The sequence below is a fragment of the Limnospira sp. PMC 289.06 genome (genome assembly GCF_032350395.1).
In the GTDB taxonomy this organism is placed as follows: Bacteria; Cyanobacteriota; Cyanobacteriia; order Cyanobacteriales; family Microcoleaceae; genus Limnospira; species Limnospira platensis.
Genome location: NZ_JARPLC010000042.1, coordinates 18408 through 37645, shown reverse-complemented (window position 1 = coordinate 37645; position 19238 = coordinate 18408). Strand labels below are relative to the sequence as shown.

The 19238-nt window shown below is 42.1% G+C and carries 19 protein-coding genes and 1 pseudogene; 9 read left to right on the top strand and 11 right to left on the bottom strand.

Annotated elements, in window-relative coordinates; genetic code table 11:
* Positions 1–362: 362 nt before the first annotated feature.
* Complete coding sequence (locus P5674_RS11195) at positions 363–593, top strand: DUF433 domain-containing protein (RefSeq protein ID WP_006619055.1); 231 nt, start codon at positions 363–365, stop codon at positions 591–593.
* A gap of 2 nt (positions 594–595) precedes the next feature.
* Entirely contained in the window at positions 596–961 is a 366-nt protein-coding gene (locus P5674_RS11190; protein ID WP_006619054.1) for a DUF5615 family PIN-like protein, read from the top strand.
* A 167-nt stretch (positions 962–1128) separates the two neighbouring features.
* Here the strand turns inward: P5674_RS11190 and P5674_RS11185 are convergent, their stop codons facing one another.
* A complete protein-coding gene (locus tag P5674_RS11185; protein ID WP_315669996.1) occupies positions 1129–1386 on the bottom strand; it encodes a hypothetical protein in 258 nt (85 codons plus the stop codon).
* A 282-nt stretch (positions 1387–1668) separates the two neighbouring features.
* Between P5674_RS11185 and P5674_RS11180 the strand changes: the two genes are divergently transcribed.
* Together P5674_RS11180 and P5674_RS11175 are read left to right on the top strand one after the other, a co-directional pair.
* The gene (locus P5674_RS11180; protein ID WP_006619052.1) at positions 1669–2838 is read left to right on the top strand and encodes a phosphotransferase; all 1170 of its coding nucleotides are present in this window, start codon (positions 1669–1671) and stop codon (positions 2836–2838) included.
* A 24-nt stretch (positions 2839–2862) separates the two neighbouring features.
* A complete protein-coding gene (locus P5674_RS11175; protein WP_006619051.1) occupies positions 2863–3981 on the top strand; it encodes a T3SS effector HopA1 family protein in 1119 nt (372 codons plus the stop codon).
* Positions 3982–4207: 226 nt separating this feature from the next.
* Here P5674_RS11175 and P5674_RS11170 read toward each other — a convergent pair whose 3' ends face one another.
* Genes P5674_RS11170 through P5674_RS11160 form a run of 3 tightly spaced genes read right to left on the bottom strand, consistent with a single transcriptional unit; the run spans position 4208 to position 4855 of the window.
* Positions 4208–4438 carry a type II toxin-antitoxin system HicA family toxin gene (locus P5674_RS11170; RefSeq protein WP_315642779.1) on the bottom strand — a complete coding sequence of 77 codons (231 nt, stop codon included), beginning with the start codon at positions 4436–4438 and terminating at the stop codon, positions 4208–4210.
* Positions 4416–4688 carry a type II toxin-antitoxin system HicB family antitoxin gene (locus P5674_RS11165; RefSeq protein WP_172973467.1) on the bottom strand — a complete coding sequence of 91 codons (273 nt, stop codon included), beginning with the start codon at positions 4686–4688 and terminating at the stop codon, positions 4416–4418. The genes P5674_RS11170 and P5674_RS11165 overlap by 23 nt, the downstream gene beginning before the upstream one ends.
* Positions 4685–4855: a hypothetical protein gene (locus P5674_RS11160; protein WP_014274164.1), complete on the bottom strand. Its 171-nt coding sequence runs from the start codon at positions 4853–4855 to the stop codon at positions 4685–4687. Before P5674_RS11160 ends, P5674_RS11165 begins: the two co-directional genes overlap by 4 nt.
* Positions 4856–5077: 222 nt before the next feature.
* On the opposite strand from P5674_RS11160, the gene P5674_RS11155 reads away from it, so the two are divergent.
* Positions 5078–5389, top strand: coding sequence for a hypothetical protein (locus tag P5674_RS11155; RefSeq protein ID WP_006619048.1), 312 nt, complete (start codon positions 5078–5080; stop codon positions 5387–5389).
* 105 nt (positions 5390–5494) lie between these two features.
* On the opposite strand, the gene P5674_RS11150 is transcribed toward P5674_RS11155, so the two are convergent.
* From P5674_RS11150 to P5674_RS11135, 4 genes are read right to left on the bottom strand one after another with little or no spacing between them, the layout of a single operon-like run.
* On the bottom strand, positions 5495–6235 hold the full coding sequence (locus P5674_RS11150) for a peptidylprolyl isomerase (protein WP_006619047.1): 741 nt from the start codon (positions 6233–6235) through the stop codon (positions 5495–5497).
* Positions 6236–6286: 51 nt separating this feature from the next.
* A complete protein-coding gene (locus tag P5674_RS11145) occupies positions 6287–8023 on the bottom strand; it encodes an HlyD family efflux transporter periplasmic adaptor subunit (RefSeq protein ID WP_006619046.1) in 1737 nt (578 codons plus the stop codon).
* 33 nt (positions 8024–8056) lie between these two features.
* Entirely contained in the window at positions 8057–10771 is a 2715-nt protein-coding gene (locus P5674_RS11140) for a peptidase domain-containing ABC transporter (RefSeq protein WP_006619045.1), read from the bottom strand.
* Between the two features lie 58 nt (positions 10772–10829).
* The gene (locus P5674_RS11135) at positions 10830–11423 is read right to left on the bottom strand and encodes a helix-turn-helix domain-containing protein (RefSeq protein ID WP_006619044.1); all 594 of its coding nucleotides are present in this window, start codon (positions 11421–11423) and stop codon (positions 10830–10832) included.
* Between the two features lie 747 nt (positions 11424–12170).
* Between P5674_RS11135 and P5674_RS11130 the strand changes: the two genes are divergently transcribed.
* Entirely contained in the window at positions 12171–13517 is a 1347-nt protein-coding gene (locus tag P5674_RS11130) for an NB-ARC domain-containing protein (protein WP_006619043.1), read from the top strand.
* A 30-nt stretch (positions 13518–13547) separates the two neighbouring features.
* Here the strand turns inward: P5674_RS11130 and P5674_RS11125 are convergent, their stop codons facing one another.
* Both P5674_RS11125 and P5674_RS11120 read right to left on the bottom strand, forming a co-directional pair.
* Positions 13548–13763: a hypothetical protein gene (locus P5674_RS11125; protein WP_006619042.1), complete on the bottom strand. Its 216-nt coding sequence runs from the start codon at positions 13761–13763 to the stop codon at positions 13548–13550.
* On the bottom strand, positions 13760–14014 hold the full coding sequence (locus P5674_RS11120; protein WP_006619041.1) for a hypothetical protein: 255 nt from the start codon (positions 14012–14014) through the stop codon (positions 13760–13762). Before P5674_RS11120 ends, P5674_RS11125 begins: the two co-directional genes overlap by 4 nt.
* Positions 14015–14080: 66 nt before the next feature.
* On the opposite strand from P5674_RS11120, the pseudogene P5674_RS11115 reads away from it, so the two are divergent.
* The 3 genes and pseudogenes from P5674_RS11115 to P5674_RS11105 all read left to right on the top strand — a co-directional run.
* Positions 14081–14210 (top strand): annotated as a pseudogene (locus tag P5674_RS11115) (UPF0175 family protein); the annotation flags it as partial.
* Positions 14211–15091: 881 nt separating this feature from the next.
* Complete coding sequence (locus P5674_RS11110; protein WP_006619033.1) at positions 15092–15754, top strand: DUF47 domain-containing protein; 663 nt, start codon at positions 15092–15094, stop codon at positions 15752–15754.
* Positions 15755–15834: 80 nt separating this feature from the next.
* Positions 15835–17340, top strand: a complete 1506-nt coding sequence (locus P5674_RS11105) for an inorganic phosphate transporter (protein ID WP_006619032.1) — start codon at positions 15835–15837, stop codon at positions 17338–17340.
* Between the two features lie 9 nt (positions 17341–17349).
* On the opposite strand, the gene ftsH is transcribed toward P5674_RS11105, so the two are convergent.
* On the bottom strand, positions 17350–19215 hold the full coding sequence (gene ftsH / locus P5674_RS11100) for an ATP-dependent zinc metalloprotease FtsH (RefSeq protein ID WP_315669995.1): 1866 nt from the start codon (positions 19213–19215) through the stop codon (positions 17350–17352).
* Positions 19216–19238: the final 23 nt, after the last annotated feature.

Below are 19238 nucleotides of genomic sequence, written 5' to 3'. Positions count from 1 at the left end.
ACAGGCGGTTATTTCGGGTATTGCAACCCTATTTCATGCCTGAACGTCTCGCACTTCTTAAGTTGAGTATAGCAGGATGACAGGTGATAGTCTGGGAAGGCTAGGGGGGCGATCGCGGCTTAATCACGCCAAGTCAATCCATTTATTCTGAGTAAATATACTCATCTCGTAACTGAGATTCAGCCAATTTCATAGATTGAAATTCGCCGATTACAATATCCCATAACCATGGCTGGGGTAGTTTTGTTCCCCAGACAGTAATGGGGGCGACTTCGATCAGGCTTAGATATCGCTCTCGTCACCGCTGAATTTTATGCTAGAATAGGGTAATTTATACTTAACAATTTGCTGGAGATAAAGCCATGATTGATTGGCAAAAACAAATTGAGAGAAACCCAAATATTTGTCATGGAAAACCTTGTATTAAAGGGACTAGGATTATGGTTTCGGTCATTCTGGATAACCTGGCTGAGGGATTGACATTAGCAGAAATTGTTGAGGACTATCCACCGTTAACTTTAGAAAATGTCCGCTCGGCGATCGCTTATGCTGCGGCATTAGCAAGAGAAGAAGAACTGTCGCCAACGCGATAATAATGATCTTAGTAAAATTAGACGAGAATCTTAGTATTACCCATGCGGAGTTTCTCCGAAATCAAGGTTACGATTGCGATCGAGTGACTGATGAAGGATTGTCTGGTGAAGACGACGAAGTTGTATGGCAGCAAGCTTGTACTGAGGGACGCTTTTTTATTACTCTCGACTTAGATTTTTCTGATGTCCGACGTTTTCCACCCGGAACTCATCCGGGAATTTTACTGTTGCGTTCTCGCTGTGGAAGTCGTCAGGCAGTGCTTGATGTTTTGCAGCGGGTTGTTCGGGACTATCCACTCGCGACTTTACAGGGTTGTCTAGTGGTGGCAGATGAAAGACAAACCCGAATTCGTCGTCCGTCTGTTTGAGGCTGATTTTAGGCAAATAAGAAAGCGATAAGCCCAAAGAGGAGAGCTTCCGCTTACTGCATTAAAACCAACAGCCAGAAACCGGGTTTCTCTGAAAAATCTCTGCCATTCCACCAAAATTATCATCCGATTCCCGGTTTCTTTTTCGCAGGGAAAGAGGCGATCGCCTATCTGAAAATAAAATAGCGATCGCCTTGTCTCAGAAACCGGGGACTTAGAAACCGGGTTTCTTTTTGTGCTGCCACAGTAGGGGCTGGTTTTAAACCCGCCCCTACATTTCCACAACAGAAACCCGGTTTCTTTTTCGCAGCAAAAGAGCGATCGCGCAGCGTCCCGGGGGGAATCGCCTTTCTTGCCAATAAAAGAGCGATCGCCTCTTGGAAAATAAAAGAGCGATCGCTTTTTACTCCGTTACCAAATATCAAAAAATATCAAATAAAATGCTTATAATTAAAATAAAATATGTAATTACCAATAATTATAGAATATATTTATCGTCAATAGTATATGACAATTTTAATAATTAATTAAAGCTGCTTAAAGCAAGATAATTCATGTAAATAGATAAAGTAAAAGACATAATTGTAATATTTATGTCCGTTTTTTTTTGAATAAAGTATTGGTTTTTTAGAAAAAATTAGATAACCTGAATAGATAGACACCGACTGGTGGTTTCTATGTCATGGATCTACTAGAGGTGGGTTTAGATGAAGTTAGTCTTAAGTTCTCAAAATGTCAATGAGTATCTGATAGAGAATGGGTTATGCGATCGCTCCTTAGAAAATCCGGGAGTAGAGCAGGTTCCGGCTAAAAATTTTAACTTATTGGTGACTTTGCCAGAAGGTCGAAAGTTACTGGTGAAACAAGAACAATTTATCAATTCAGAAAAAGAAACTGTGGGCGAGTTTTTTGGGGAATGGCGAATCCCCAAATTTCTACATAACTTTCCTGAACTTGACCATTGGCGTGCTTTTCTACCAGAATTACTGCTGCACGATGCTGAGAACTCGATTTTAGTTTCTACTTATCTGGATAATTATCAGGATTTAGCAGAGTTCTATTCTAAAAACAATCTCTTTCCTACTCAGTTTGCTGCTCAAATTGGCAGTTGTTTGGCGACAATTCACCGTGATACCTGGAATCAGAGTATTTATAGGGAGTTTTTTGCTCAAGAAGAGGTTGCTGGAAAACCGAAAGTATCCCCGCTATTATTAGAGAGTTTAGAACGAATCGGACCAGAAATTTTTGGCATGGCTCCGATGGATGGATTGAAATTTTTTGCGCTCTATCAACGATATGATAGTTTAGGGGAAGCAGTTCATCAAGCCAGTGAAACTATATCTCCTGTTTGTCTGACTCACAATGACCTCAAGCTGAATAATATTCTTCTGAATCGAAACTGGGAAGATATTAATGGAAATGCGATCCGGTTGATTGACTGGGAAAGGTCTGATTGGGGAGATCCAGCGTTTGATTTGGGAATGGCGATCGCCAGTTATCTACAAACTTGGTTGGGTAGCTTAGTGATTAGTAATTCTCTTAGTATTGAAGAATCTTTGCGACTAGCGACTACTCCCCTAGAATTAATTCAGCCATCTATCGGCGGGTTAACTTTAGCTTATTTAGAAACTTTCCCAGAAATCTTAAAATATCGGCCTGATTTCTTAAAGCAAGTCGTACAGTTGGCAGGTTTTTCTTTAATTATCGGAATTTTGGCGATGGTTCAGTATCAAAAAACCTTTAATAATACCGGAATTGCTATGCTTCAGGTAGCCAAGGCTTTGTTATGTCGTCCTGAATCATCAATGCCCACTATTTTTGGGGCTACTGCTACTCAGTTAAATCAGATCGGTTCTTCTGTTGTTGAAAAAGTTTAATATCGTTTAATATCTTGAAAGATTATGTCATTACTTAATTCTCAATCCCATCAATTAGCCTCTGAGGTCAAAGGTCGATTAAAGGAAGTTTTGTCAGACATTGTTGAAAATGTCGAAATTTCCGCTGATTTTTCGATTCGTCATCCTAACTATCAACCCTGGGAAATGCCCGCTGAGATGTTATCTCGCATTCAGGCTTTACCCAAGGAAATGCAGAATAAGTATATGAGTTTACAGTTGCGGAGTTTTCTCTATGGCATTTATTATAATGGTTCCATGCAAGCATCGCAAGCATTGGGTTCTGAAAATAAGGGTCAGCAATTAGATTTGGAGAATAATAGTTTTGCTGGCGTAGCTATGGATTTTTATGTGCAGTTAGAGGAAGCGAATAAGGGTGAGGGTTATTTTGATTCGGGTTGGTCGGTTTTGAGAGAGGAAACCGATGGCAGTTTGGCTGTAACTAAGGGGGATTTGCGGCTGCATATTCAACGGGAAAAGCATCTTCAAGAGTCTGAACAAGCTGCGGCAGTGGGTGATTTTGTGTCAATTATGATGCCGAAAAATTTGGTGCAAAATGGCTTTTATATGGCGGTGGGTAATGCCGGGTTACAGAGGGAGGAAGCTATGGTGCGAGTCTATTTTAATTTTACTCCTGAAGGTGCGGTGGCTGTGATGGCTGGGTTGACTGAGAGGTTAAATCAGAGGGGGATTCCTTTTAGTTTTAAGGCTTTGTATAATCCGGTTGATTATCAACGATATGATGCTGGGGTGCTTTATTTTGGGAAAACCGATTATGAGTTGGTGAGACAGGTTGTGGCTAATGTTTATCATCAGAATCAGTCTATTTTTAAGCCAGAAATACCGTTATTTACTCTGGAGTTAGCACCGGGTTTGGGGTTGGCGGAAGAACCGGACAAAAAGTTTGGTAGTGAGGAAAGTTTTGGGATGAATCGCTGTCAGATTATAGCTAATGGGTTGTTGATGGCTTGGCAACAGGGGGATAATTCTGCAACGGGTAGAATGGCTGCTATTTCTGAGCAGTTTTCTGGGTTGGGGATTGATTGGCAGCGTCCTTATTTGAATGCTGATTCTCAGGATGTTTATCGGGGATTTTGCCCGGTTGATGCTAGGTATCAGCGATGACCAGAAACCGGGAAAACCGGATTTCTATGGAAAATCTCTGTAATCCCACCATTCTTGTCATATAAACCCGGTTTCTTTTACCTCAAAGCGCCACCAGAAACCGGGTTTTTACTATTTTTTCCGGCAATTGTGGGTTAAGCACAGAAAAAAACCCGGTTTCTCATGTTTGGTGAAATCAGAGAGCGATCGGTATTTTGGGCAGAGTTCCGCTGGCCGCCAACGACAACTATAAAGCGATCCACTCATCAAGAGAGATGGCGCGATCGATAATTTCCTCAACTTCTCGAATCATCATTCGCAGTTGTGCGACAGAATACTCATCGTTGGAAGGAATCGTTAAGCGATTTTCACCGAAGACCATAAACTGATGTCGAGTTCCAGAAAAAGGTCCATCAAATCCTAGTTGCCGCAACTTTTTGATAAAATCTCTACGCTTACAGGGTATCGACCGGCTCACGAATTGGCTCCTTGTTCAGATCGATGTTGTTGATGATTGGCAGAGTATGACCGAGTTTTAACCCTACTAAAATCCACTCTTCTAGGATTTCGCGTAATTGGCGATCGCACTCGCGTAATGTTGATGCAAATGCGATAACTCCTTTGCAAGATGGAATTCGAGCAACGAAGGTGCCGTCTTCGAGTTTATCGTAAGTGGCCATAGACATTGCTGACTCAATGTATTGGCTTAAAATGTAATTTACGCTCATCGCCAAACCTCGTTTAATTTCTTGCTGTCCATTGATTGTCTTTGAGGGATCGCTACAATATCAGTTGTAGCATGAGGTACACCGTGGGGGACAGGAAATTTTAGCGCGATCGCCCATCTCACCAAAGAACAGCCAGAAACCGGGTTTCTTGAGTAAATCTCTGTCATCCCACCATTCTTGTCATAGAAACCCGGTTTCTTTGGGAGCTATTTTTTTGACCCGCCACCACCTGAACCCAGGGGAGGGAAATATTAAAAAAGACATAATTGTGTTAGTTATGTCTCGAAAACAAAGCTCGGTGATACGAGATTATGGGAATTTGCGGTTAGAATCTGCGTAAAATTACGGTGTTTTAGTTGGTAAATTTGAGACATAATTATGCTAGTTAGATGAACTTTAAAGTTGCTAAAACTATTGTCATTGTTCGAGAGTTAGGCAATAATAAGAGTCATAGGGAAAGGCAGATCATAAATCTGATTACCTCAAAGTCAAACTTATTCAAAGAGGAAACAAAAATGGCTAACATTACTATCTCTGACTTACGTCCTACTGGTGCAGATTTGTTCTCAGATTCTGAAAGCTATCTTACGGATTTAAATGATCAAGAAATGATGTGGCTTTTGGGGCAAGGACGTTATCGGGGATTTTCATATCAAAGGTTTGATGGAGGTTTGAGCATTTTCTACTGTAAGTGGAGTTAATTAGGAGTCTGTAAGTCGAGTGATGTAGTTGTGCGGAATTAAGGCGCAAAATTCCGCACAATGAGTAATTGTAGAGATACATTTAATTTGGTGTAATAAAACTATTTATAACACCAAATTAATAATAATATCGGCTGAATCAACTTTTTTCTTGACCCACTCACTAAACAAGTCGGAAACAATCTGGAAACGCAACTTATTATCTAACTCTGCCTGAATAATATCCTCGACTAAAATAAGGTGTACTCCCTTGGAAGTCACGATCGGTTTAACAAGCTGTGGTGGGGTTGCAGCAAAAACAGCAGCAGAAACTTCTGGCTGCAAATCCTTACGAGACAATACCCCTCGATATCCCCCTTGGCGACGCAATTCTACATCCTGAATATATTTGTGAGCCACATCATAGAAACTCATTTCCCCTTCCTGAATCGCATAGAATAATTCCATTGCTAAATCTTCATCATCCAAAACCACTTCATACATGACTACCCCCGCATAGTCCAATTGATTATCATAAAAATATGGCTCAACTTTATCGGCAAACAGATGAGCCACCAACTTTTGAGAAATAATGCTCATGTAGGCGACTTCCTCTAAATCATCTACAGATAAATGATGCTTTTCTAACCAAGCAAAAGTTTCTTGGGCGCTATGGAGATTCTGAAGCGACCTCATAGTATCCGCAGCTTTCTGAAGTTCCTCAGTTTCTACTTTGATACCGGCTTCCGTAGCCGCATCAGTAATAATCTTGCGACTAATAATAGACTCGATTAGATCGGGGATTTGAATAGATAGCTTAACTTGTTTCAGAATATCTTCAGCAGTAATCGTAATCGATTGTGACATGATTCATTTTCCCTTAAAAAACTACAACACCGAAAGATTGCCAAAAGCTTTCTAAAATTCTAACCCTCCTTTTTGTAACTTTTTGAATGGGTCAAGAATAAAATCAATAACGCGACGCTGGCGCACCACCACCTCCGCCGTAGCCGTATCTCCCGGACGTAATTGAATACAGTCCTTTCCACTAGGAATACAAGTTTTATTTAACTCAATTTCTAGCTCATAAATTGCTACTCTTCCCTGAGATGTTTCTTGCATTTTCGTAGTTGGAGAAATTTTGATTAAACTTCCATCAACTACCCCATAGTCCTGAAAAGGATAAGCATCAAACTTCATCTTAACCGCCATTCCTTTCTGTAATGAACCACTTTGTGTAGTCGCCATTTCTGCTTTCAATAAAATATTCGCGTCTTGGGGCGCTATTTCTACAATCATTCCTCCTTGTTGTACCACATCTCCCACCCCAGAAATCGGCAAACTAAAAATAGTCCCTCCTTCTTGCGCTCGAACAACACGTTTTTCTAATTCAAAGTTTAAAGATTCAATATCTTTATCCCCTTGAGCGATTTCGGATTGAAGGTTAATTATCTGACCATCTAAAGTTTTGAGTTGTTCTTTTATTTTAGAAACAGCAAGTTCACCGGAATGAAGAATGGTTTGAGAACTACTCTCTTGCTCGGCTAAACGTAACTCAGCCTGCTGAATATCCGCCTGAGCTTGATGAATAACCCGCTCATAACTGCGTCTCTGTTCCGCCAACCGCAACTCAGCTTGTTCAATATCTGCATCAGCTTGATGAATAATTCGCTCATAGCTGCTTTCCTGCTCTTCTAGTCGCAGTCTGGCTTGTTCAATATCTGCTTGACTTTGCTCCCAAATTCTTTGTCTTTCCTCTTTTATATCTTCCTGTTCAATTACCCGAACTTCTGTGACTACACCATCGTCTGAAAGATTTTGATATCGTTCAACTTCTCGGATTGCTTTTTGCCATCGCATTTCTGCCAAGGTATATGCAGTTTTGCTATCCTGTAGCTGTCGTTTTGCTTGCCGAATTTGAGCCAGATTTTCTTCTCTCTGTAAATTTAATATTCTCCTGAGAGCAGCTAAATTTTGTTCTGCTTGATGAACCTGGGTCAGTTTTTCCTGCTCCTGTAAATTGTATGTAGTTTTCAGCGATTGAAGGTTCCTCCTTGCTTGCTCCACCTGGGATAGTTTCTCTAATTGTTGAGACTGATTTTGCCGTTCTTGGGTAAGCAGTTCGGTTTCTAGCTGATTTTTTTGTTGTTTTAGTGTATTCAGTCGATTTTCTTTACTTTGCTGCTGAAGTTGTAGTTGAATAATTCGTTCACGAATAGGGAGACTGTCCAGTTCCATTAAAATATCCCCGGCTTTTACTATGTCTCCTTCTTCAATATTTAGCATTTCCACTTTAGCAGTTTGGGAATTAAGAACAGCAGATGTATAGGCTAAATTTAGCTTCTGCTTAATCGTACCTCCTTGCGGTTCTAACCGTCCCCTAGCACTGCCGGTTTCATCTACCTGAGACAACATCCCCCAAGGCAGAGCGATCGCCACAAAAACGATTAAAAAATAGAGAAGTCCTCGCGTCCACCGCTGAGGTAACGCATCTAATAGTTCCTTTGTGGCAAAAGACCAATCCGCCGAAGGATTTAGGTCGCTTGCCGGTAGATTTGGGGAGGTCAAAGGATTAGACCCAGCTTGTGTGTTGTCTGTGTCTAAACTTTTATGACCATTTAAGTCTGCTTGATAAATCTCATTAAACTGTGGCATAATTTATGAAAATCTTGCTCAGATTTAAGAACATTAGCTAAGTTGCTGGTGATTTAAATAGTAGTAATGCCCTTTTTTGGCCATTAACTGCTCGTGATTTCCTTGCTCGATTAATACTCCTCTATCTAAAACTAAAATTACATCAGCATTTCTAACGGTAGATAAGCGATGGGCAATAATTAATGTTGTGCGGTCTTTCAGAATTCTATTCAAATTAGTTTGAATAATTCGCTCCGACTCCACATCTAAGTGGGAAGTCGCCTCATCAAAAACCAATAAACGAGGATTGCCCAATAAAGCCCTAGCGATCGCTAATCTTTGCCGTTGACCACCAGACAATAACCCCCCACCTTCACCAATCTGGGTTTCATAACTCATCGGTAATTTTTGAATAAACTCGTCAGCACCCGCTAATTGAGCCGCTTCGATAATTTCCGCCTGAGTTGCAGAAGGTCGCGCTAGAGTCAGGTTGTCCCGAATTGTGCCACCAAATAAAAAAGTATCCTGGTCAACAACACCAACCCTTTGACGCAAAGAAGGTAAAGAAATGCTAGTTATGTCATAACCATCAATTAAAATCTTGCCGTCTGTAGGGGGATACAGCCCCAAAACCAGCTTAGAAATCGTGGTTTTTCCTGAACCAGAACGCCCCACTAAAGCTATAGTCTGTCCGGCTCTGATTTCAAAACTGAGATTCTCTAAAACATTAGTTTCGCTTTCTGGGTGGTAACGAAATGTCACCTTGTCAAAAATAATATCTCCTCGTAAGTTTGTTAAATAATAACGAGCCTGCGATTGCAAATCTTCCTCTGGTTCTGTATCGATTACATCATTAATTCGCTCTACTGCAATAATTACCTCCTGGAACTCATTCCACAGAACCGTTAACCGCTGAAAAGGGTTAATTACATTGCCAATTAACATATTAAAAGCCACCAACTGCCCAATGGTTAATTCTCCTTGAATCACTAACCAAGCCCCAAACCAAAGTAACCCAGTCGTAACTATAGATTCAATGGTTAAGCTAAATACTTGGAGTCGGTTGCTAATAATCTGCCCAGAAAAAGTCTTGCGGATTGACTTGTTGAGAAACTCCTCCCAACGCCAGCGCACCACTTGCTCAATTGCCAGAGATTTGACCGTGCGTACACCAGTCAGAGATTGAATTAAATAACCACTTTCTTCCGCTAATGCGGCAAATATTTCTCGGGATATCTTTTGTAGGAAAGGAGTAGCAATGATAGCCAGCAAGAAAAATGGTGGTACAATTACTAATGCCAGTAAAGCCATTTTCCAGCTATACCAGAACATAAGTCCCACATAAATAAAGATTGTGAGCAAATCTAATAAAATAGATAGGGCTTCACCCGTTAAAAAACGCTCAATTTTGCGGTTTTCCTGCACCCTAGCCATGATATCCCCCACATAGCGAAACTCAAAAAACCGCAGGGGTAATCGGAAAGTGTGGGTAATAAATCCCACAATCATGGCTAAATGTACTTTGTTGGCAGTGTGGTCGAGGAGATATTGTCGTAACCCGGTCAGAGCAACCCTAAATAAACCAAAAATGACTAACCCTAATCCCACAGCCGTTAAGGTTAATGTACTGCCTTGAACAACTACCCGGTCGAGGAGTAGCTGAGTAAATAGGGGGGTAACTAATCCAAAAATTTGAATGGCTACGGAGGCAATAAATACTTCTAGCAATACTTGACCGTGAGGACTGGCTAAATTAAAAAACTGCCAGAAGGGGGTAGTGTGATTTTTGAGTTCTTTGATTAAAGCTGTTGGTTGTAGGAGTAATGTATAACCCTGCCAACCTGTTTTAAATTCTCGGTATGTTAAACTACGTTGACCAATAGCAGGGTCAGCAACAATTACTGTATTGGGAGTGATTTCATAAACCACTATATAATGTTTGCCTTCCCAGTGAGCGATCGCGGGCAATTTTTGTTTAGCCAGTTGGTCAATACTTGCTTTCACAGGTCTAGTGGAAAATCCGATACTTTCCGCCGCAGCGGATAATCCTCGCAAGGAAGCCCCATTTGCATCTACATTAGCAATATCTCGAATGCGGTTGACACTAAAATTTTTGCCCCAGTAACGAGCAACCATCACCAAACAAGCTGCACCGCAGTCCGAACCGCTTTGTTGCTCAAAAAAAGGATAGCGTCTAGTAATATGCTGCCAAAGATGAGTAACTCGCTGAGTGGGACTGGGAAAGTAGGCTTTGTTAACTTTTTGCTGGTGGGTTTTTAGATATATTTCATCTTTGATTGTGCTAATTTCTGCGATTAGTTCCTGGTCGGCGTTTACTGATAAATCCGGTTGATTATTGATATTAAACTTGGCTTTTTGTTCATTATCTTTAGTTGTGGCTAAATTGTACAAATACTCCTTAAATTTGGAATTTTTCTGAATTATAGAGTGCAAAAGTTGACCGGAAATATAGCAAATCTCTGCTTGAGGCGAAACCCTGACAGCATAATCTAAAAAACCGGCTTCAGGAAACAAAGTACATTCCCCAAATAGTTGATCGGGATGCAGGGTGGTAATTAAGTCCTTGCTACTGTTAACCAGTCTTACTTTACCCGCTATGACAATATATAAGCCATCGGATTCTGAGATATGTTGCAAAAACAAACCGGGTTCAGGTTTTTTGAATTCAGCCGACTTAACTAAAATCGCTAACTCCTTTTCTGATAAAAATTCACCGATTAGACCAGATAGATATTCTTTGGTAGTCATTTCTTAAACGAGAGTGGTTCCAACGCTTAATAGCAGTTAATAAATTTTGGGTTATAGTTTAAGAAAACGCAACATCTTCTGGAATGTCCCTAATCACAATGCCGCTTTTACTGGACTGGTTAGTTTCTGATTTTTTTGGATCGTTTTTCTCAAGGTTATTCGATTTAGGTCTAGTAGATAAACCAATTTGTTTGAGCAGTCTGTTAATATGGCGATCGCTGATTTTAATCCCTAATTCCGCCCATAAGTGTTCACTGAGTTTCTTTGCTGTCCACTGTCGAGTATGATAAGTAAAATCACGGTTAGGCACTTTAACTTCTCTAGGGCTTTGAGTGACCAACTCCCTCAACCGCTGCAAGCATCGATCATTTACAGTTTGAGGTCTGCCAATTGCGTTACTATTCCACTGGTGAGCCTGACCAGACTTGGCGAGGGTTATCCAATGGCGTGCTGTACTATGGGAACAGCCCAACTCTTGGCAAATTTGGGTTTGGGTTTTACCCTCATCTGCCAGTAACATAATTTTAATCCGCTTGAAATACTGCTTGGACAAGCTTTGTTTAAGGCTTTTTTCCAAGTATTTACGCTGAAAAACAGTCAAAATTTGACCGGAGTTATTAGAAAGATTTAGATCTTTTTGAGATGATTCCATAAACAACCCTGTATACAGTACAATAGAATCTTGAAGCTAGACTAAATACCGACCCTGATTCGCTCGTCTATAAAGATTTTAAAATGATATGATTGATGAAAACAATACTTCAGAGTGGATTCACCTTGTATTTTATCATACTCAATTATCCTTCAACAGTAAAAAAGTGGGATTTAGGGGGTATTCCTGATGTATTTATAAAATAGTATTTTGTTTTCAAATCGTTAAAAATGTGGGATAATGGGGGGCTATGGATCATTAACTGGCAAAAAAGAAGATAGAAAGAGGTTAAGTGTAGAGACAGGGCTTTAAGGAGTCTGACAAAAAGGGAGGAGAGCCAGAACTCTCAATGGTAGATAACACTCAAACCCTTGAGAGTCTGTGAAATATAACCCCCCGCTCTAAAATGCACTGAATCCGTTTATCACGACCGTGACCCGGCTATGGCTTATCGACGAAAGCATCAGGCTCGCTCCTCTCGCCTTGAGTTCCCGGTTCTCTCTTACCCTCCTACGGCTCACGCTTAAATTTTTGCCAGTCAATCAGGCCGACTTAGATTAATCAATGCCTAGTATCTCAACTTATTTTCCATTTGCCAACCCCAAAAAAGTGAGACTTAGGGGGACTTTAAAATCACGCCCCAAAAACAGGATTGTGAGAAAAAATAATATAACGTACCTAAAAAGGTGAAAATGTGGGAAAATGGGGGGTGCATAAACAACAAAACTACAACCTGGGTGAGCAGCTATGGAGATTCAGGAAGCGTTGCAGTGGACCGATCGCCTGCTTCTAAAGACTACGGGAAAATACCTAGATAGCCTGCAACGCGCCATCTTAGAAGGTGCATGGCAAGGTAAAGGATATAAAGACATAGCAGACGAATACCACTGTACGAGCGATCACGTCAGGAAATCAGCATCCGACTTATGGAAACTCCTCTCGGAACTACTGGGAGAGGATGTAAAAAAAAAGAATGTACGATCGCTCATCGAAAACGGAATATTCTCTTATCACAACGATGGCGTACATATCGGCAATCACATAAATAATGTCTGTAGTGAGTTATACAACGAGCCAAAAATCTCAACCAACCCATCATCCAGCAGTAGCGAATCCGATACCATACCCCGCCAGGATCTTAGCCAAGCCCCCGAATACGATCGCCTCCACCCCCGTCACGACGAACTCACCACCCTCAAACAGTGGATAGTCAGCGAACATAGCCGCATCATCACCCTAACTGGATTATCGGGAATCGGTAAAACCGCCCTCGCCAGACAACTCGTCGAACAAATAAAAGACCACTTCGATCGCCTCCTCTGGTGTAGCCAGCGAAAATTCCCCAACCTAGAAACCCTACAAAACCACATCAGCCAGTTTGTCGCCACAACCGCCACCCCCCAGCCATCCCTCCTAGAGTCTCTGAGAACTCACCGTTGCTTCATCATCCTCGACGACTTCCAACACAGCCTAACCTCCGGTCACTTCGTCGAAAGCTACCGTCGAGACTATCAAGGCTATAGTCAACTCATCCGTGAACTCGGGACTTTCTCTCATCAAAGTTGTGTTTTGCTGCTGACTTGGGAACACCCCCCAGACATCGCCGCCTTAGAAACAGAAACCCACCACTGTAAAACCCTCCCCGTTCAAGGCGTTCCTCAACTGGCCAGTCAAATCCTCCGCGATCGCCAACTCCAAGACCCCAAACAATGGCCAGAACTCAGCCAACTCTTCAACCATAACCCCTTATGGCTAAATATCACCGCCTCAACCATCCATGAATTATTCAACGGTAGCGTCCAACAATTTCTCTCCTACCCCAGCCTCTTTTTAGGAGACTTAGAACCCATCCTCAACCGACATTATCAACGCCTCAGCGACTCGGAAAAAACCCTGCTGCATTGGTTAGCCCAGCAAAACCCGCCCGTCACCATCAACCAGAAACCCCCCAATCTTTTATCGAACCGAGAGTTCTTAAAAGCCGTCCAATCTCTCAAACGACGTAGCTTATTAGACTCCTCATCCCATTTAACCCTACAGCCCGTCATCCGACAATACATCCGAAACTTAGCTGAATGCGGGGACTCAAACTAATCCCAGGACCCGAATACACCTCACCCCCAATTATCGGGGTGGGTAGGTTTCCTCTCGTTCACCCTCAAGGGATGGCTGACTCCAACGGTTTTTTAGACCCGGTTGGCGGGATAAATTGACAACCTCTCGACCGCTTTCTGCTTCCTTTTGACGTAAGTCTTCAAAGATAGGATTCAAGTCGTAGTCGAAAGACACTGACAGGGGAATAATCGGTTCAAAATCTCTATTAACGATTCCAGTAATCATCCAATTCTCTTGGTTCGTCCACCGAAGCGACGGACATAGCCCGAACCGATTCGAACAATCCAGATTTGAGCATCAGGGTGAGTAGCTTCAAGGCGATCGCCGGCGGCAATTTCACTCACATCGACTTCAAAATCTCCAGTTTCTAAATCAATCACCACAATAGAAACCGGGTTGATGGCAAAATCCCTGTGAGAAGGCAAAACTCCGGTAGAAGCCCGGTTTCTGAGTCTCCGGCGATAGGTTATCCGCAATGGTGGGCGATCGCTCCCCCGGCTGCTAAGATTTAAGCAGGAGATTTCAGCCTAGGAGAGTTACCCATGAGTTTAGTAATTTCCGATGACCTAGTAAAGGCGAGTGGCTTTTTATGAAAATGAGCTATTGTTGGAAATTGTGCTGATGTTATTTCAGCAAGATAAAATTAGCTTAGGGAAAGCCAATGAGTTATTATACGGAATCCAGGTTTGAAACAGCCTAATATCGCAGCTTTGTTGGAGCATTTTAATTCCCGGTGCGGTGCATGAGGAATTATGGGATTCCAGGGCTGGGGAAACTGTGATTACAGCAGTGCGATCTACACTTTGGATAGATCTTCAATCTGTACAAAATCAAGGAGTTGTTCGGCTTGAGACAAAGGATAAACCTCATCCTGACGTTTTCAGAGAAATTCCCACCGATTTTGAATGGCTGGGGGCAGTTGAAAACGAGTAATTTCAAAGGGAATTTAGACGATTTCGGGTATAAATTTCGTTAGCCTAAGTCTGTATTTATGATGATTATATTCTAATCAATCAATCTGAGAAACCGGGTTTATTTAATAAGTATTGGCTAAAATGCGCTCATTATTGTGGAAACCCGGTTTCTTTTTCTGTTGGTTAACCATCAGTTGGTTACGGGGTGTTATGGTGCGTTACGAGGCGGATTTGTAGGATAATTATTAGTTAATTAAATTATCGCCGCTTCTAACAGACCCTACCGCTGAAATTACCGCCATTAAAACTCATCATAATATTTGGCTAAGTGTTTAAGTTTCAACCGCAACAACGGGAGTGTAAATTTCCACAACTTGAGTCTTGAGGCTGCCTTTAAGTCTTGGTAATTATACATAACCTCTCACACAAAACTGGATCTGTGAGTTTCTGGGGCGATCGCCTATAGCCAGACAAACCCAACCTGCTAAACTATATCGGGACTAACCCAGTTTGTTAGTCATGCTATTTAAATTAATGATAAGATCGACGATTGTTACTGGTGAGAGTTAAAATTGACACCCATAACCCCCCCCTAGTAGGTCATTGGGGGCGGTTAATCTTGGCTATTTACTGGGAATCATGAAAAAAGACATTCCTCCTTTGTTTGGGAAAACTAAATTTATCGAAGGTCAAATAGACGAGTTTCTGGATAAGATATCAGAAGGATGTCTATATTTTGAAATGGGAGTTTCTGCTTATTTGGACTCTCAAAATGTCACCAAAAGCTGTGAAAATAAAATGGAGCAATTGCGGGATTTAAAGCGCCGCTGCAATGAACTTAGGCGGGCTATTGAATCCCAATTATATACCGAAATGTTGATTCCCGACTCCCGTGGTGATGTTTTAAGTTTGTTGGAGGATTTATACTATTTAATTGATGTGTTTGGCGACAGTTATCAAAGTATTATTATTGAACATCCAGATATCCCAGAAGACTATCATCAAGACTTTAAAGAATTGACCGGAATGGTCGTTAAAAGTGTCGAAACTGTCGTCATTGCGGCGCGGGCTTTTTTCCGTCATCCTGATGCCGTTCGCGATCATCTTTATCGCGTTCGGGTCTATGAAACTGAAAGCGATCGCATTGCTATTAGACTCAAAACAAATATCTTTAATTCCCAACTACCTTTGGAACGTAAAATGCAGTTGCGCGACGGAGTTGATTTGATTGATGGTCTCGCTGATGCTGCTGAAGATGCTGGGGATGAGTTATCAATTTATGCGATTAAGCGAGTCCTCTAAAACAGCTTAATTATCTCCTCAATTTTTCGGTAAACTTGATGTAAATTTCCTAGAGTCAGCCAGTCATAAATCAGGTAAACATGGACGCGATCGCCATTTTAATTTTTCTATCAAGCGGCTTATTTCTAGGCTGGTCTTTGGGCGCAAATGATGCCGCCAATGTCTTCGGGACTGCCGTTGGTAGTCGCATGGTAAAGTTTAGTACAGCAGCCTTTATCTGTAGTATATTCGTAATTCTTGGCGCAGTAGTGGGGGGGGCTGGTGCCGCCGCTGGACTAGGAGAATTAGGCGCTGTTAATACCATTGCTGGTGCGTTTACCGCCGCTTTTGCTGCTGCTTTAACCGTCTTCTGGATGACCAAAATTGGTTTACCTGTTTCCACCACCCAAGCCGTTGTCGGTGCCATTATTGGCTGGAATCAATTTAGTGGTTCCATAACAGATACCGATACCCTCATAAAAATTCTCGGAACCTGGGTTGCTTGCCCCATCTTGGGTGCTATTTTTGCCGCCGGGCTTTATTTGGTGGTAATGGCTATTCTCGCACGTCTCAGACTGCATCTGCTGCGGCTAGATCTTTATACCCGCGCTGGGTTAATTTTAGCAGGCGCTTTCGGTTCCTATGCTCTCGGTGCTAATAATATTGGCAATGTTATGGGCGTGTTTGTCTCTTCTTCACCCTTCACTAATTTTAATATTGGGTCGGTCAGTATTTCCTCGGTTCAACAACTTTTTTTAATGGGGGGAATTGCGATCGCTATTGGTGTTTACACTTACTCGAAACGGGTCATGATGACCGTTGGTAATAGCTTAATGCCTCTCTCTCCCGTCGCCGCCTTTGTCGTAGTTGTCGCCCATTCTTTAGTATTATATATATTTTCCTCCACTGGGTTAGAAAGCCTCTTAGCTAATGCCGGTTTACCGACTATTCCCCTCATTCCCGTTTCTAGTTCTCAAGCCGTCGTTGGGGCGGTTATTGGCATTGGACTTTTGAAGGGTATTAAAAGCGCCCGCCAAATTCGCTGGCGTGTTTTATTGGGTATTGCTTCCGGCTGGGTTTCTACCCCTATTATAGCAGCCATTATCAGTCTAGTTATGCTATTTATTTTACAAAATGTCTTTAATCAACCCGTCTATCAAAGTGTAGAATATCAGCTATCCCAAACAGTTTTAAATAAATTGGAACAGGTGGGAATACCTACCGAACCCCTACAAGATATCAGCGATCGCACTATTAGCGGTGGCGTGAATTTTCGAGATGAAGTTAGGGCACGCATGACCCTAGATAAAGAACAGGAAAAACAACTCCTTTACCTCGCCCAAATTCACCTAATATATATCGACCCTTTCCAAATTAAAAACCTCAATACAAGCTATCTCAATTCCGACCAAATTCGTGCCATTGGGCGGTTATCTGGGCGGACATTTTTTCACCGTTGGCAATTAGCAGAAGCCCTCGCCCAAGAGTCAGAGTCCTGGCAATTTCAGCCGCCCATAACCCGCTATAAAGATGATAACAACAAACTTCAGCAACAACTTAATTATGTAGGCGATCGCTTTCATGCACCCCTGAGAATGATTAACTAGCCTGACCGTCTAACTGTCAATTGCCGGATTTTTCACAGCATCTAAAAGCCCTTGTAATTCCTCCCCTTCTATCACTTCAGTAGCCAAAACTTTCAGGGATATTGTATCTAATAACTCTCGGTTAAATTCCAGAATATCCAAGGCTTGTTGATAAGCCGTTTCCACAATTTCCCGAACCTCAGCATCAATAGCCTCCGCTGTTTTTTCACTAATAGAACGTCGTCTATTACCATCACCCATTCCCAAAAAGTTAGGTTTTCCCCCTTCATCATAAGCCAAAGGTCCTAGGACTTGACTCATACCATAAGTAGTTACCATTTTTTCCGCTAAATTCGTAGCCCGGCGCAGGTCATCAGAAGCCCCATTAGTCACCCTTTCAAAAACAATTTTTTCCGCAGCCCTTCCCCCTAATAAAGTAGCAATTTGTTCCCGAAATTCCCTTTCATCCATTAAAAATCTATCCTCAGTAGGCATTTTTAAAGTATAGCCCAAAGCACTTAAACCACGGGGAACAATCGAAATTTTAGCAACTTTTCCACCCCCCGGCATTAACGCCCCAACTAAAGCGTGTCCGACTTCGTGATAAGCCACAATTTTCTTTTCTTTGTCACTCAAAACCCGGCTGCGTTTTTCCAGCCCAGCAACCACCCTTTCTATGGCTTCATAAAAATCTTGTTGTCCCACCAGTTTCCGATGCCTTCTTGCTGCCAACAAAGCCGCCTCATTCACTAAATTTGCCAGGTCTGCACCCCCAAAACCAGGAGTGCGAGTAGCGATCGCTTGCAGATCCACATCAGATTCTAATTTAACCCGTTTCGCATAGATATCTAAAATCGCTTTTCTACCTGCTAAGTCAGGACGATCAACCAACACTTGACGGTCAAACCTTCCCGGGCGTAATAAAGCCGCATCTAAAGCCTCTGGGCGGTTAGTAGCAGCTAACACAATCACCGTTTCCGCCCCCACTGCAAACCCATCCATTTCCGTTAATAATTGGTTCAGTGTTTGTTCTCTTTCGTCACTACTACCACTTTGAAAACCGCCACCGCCGCCACTTCTGGATTTACCGATCGCATCTAATTCGTCAATAAAAATAATACAAGGTGCCTTCGTTTTTGCCTGTTCAAATAAATCTCTAACTCGCGCCGCCCCCGTCCCCACAAATAACTCCACAAATTCCGAAGCCGAAATGCTAAAAAACGGGACTCCCGCCTCTCCAGCCACCGCTTTCGCCATCAGAGTTTTACCAGTCCCTGGCGGTCCTACTAATAATAAACCCTTGGGAATTCTTGCGCCAATTTCGAGAAATCTTTGGGGATTTTTCAGGAAGTCTACCACCTCGGCTAGTTCAGCTTTGGCTTCCTCAACTCCCGCAATATCATCAAAAGTAATTTTTGCCGACTCTCCCTCAACATATACCTTCGCTTTACTTTTGCTAATTGATAGCGCTCCTTGGGGGTCTCGTTTCATAAAAAATTGAAAAGCAGCCACTAAAATTAACGGCGGAACTACCCAATTTAACAATACATTAAACCAGGCATTTTGGGGAGGTGGCGGCGCGGCGAAATCTATACCTTGGGCTTGTAAACGTTTGGGAAGTTCCGGGTCAAAAACTGGAGTAGTCGCTAAAATTCGGGGGGGTTCCTCTCCTTCTGGTCGCAGTTGATAGCGAATTTCATTATCCCCCAGCAACACCGCTTGAACTTCCCCCCTTTCAATTTGTTGGATAAACAAACTATAGGGAACTTTGGGAATTCTGGGTCGAGTAATTTGCGGCACTAACCAATTGCCAATTAAAATCAACCCGGCTAGAATTAAGAGTAAATTAGCGATTTTTCTGGATTTAGGAATTTTCGGTTTTTTCTTAATACTCATAGGTTGATACCACAGTGGAGATC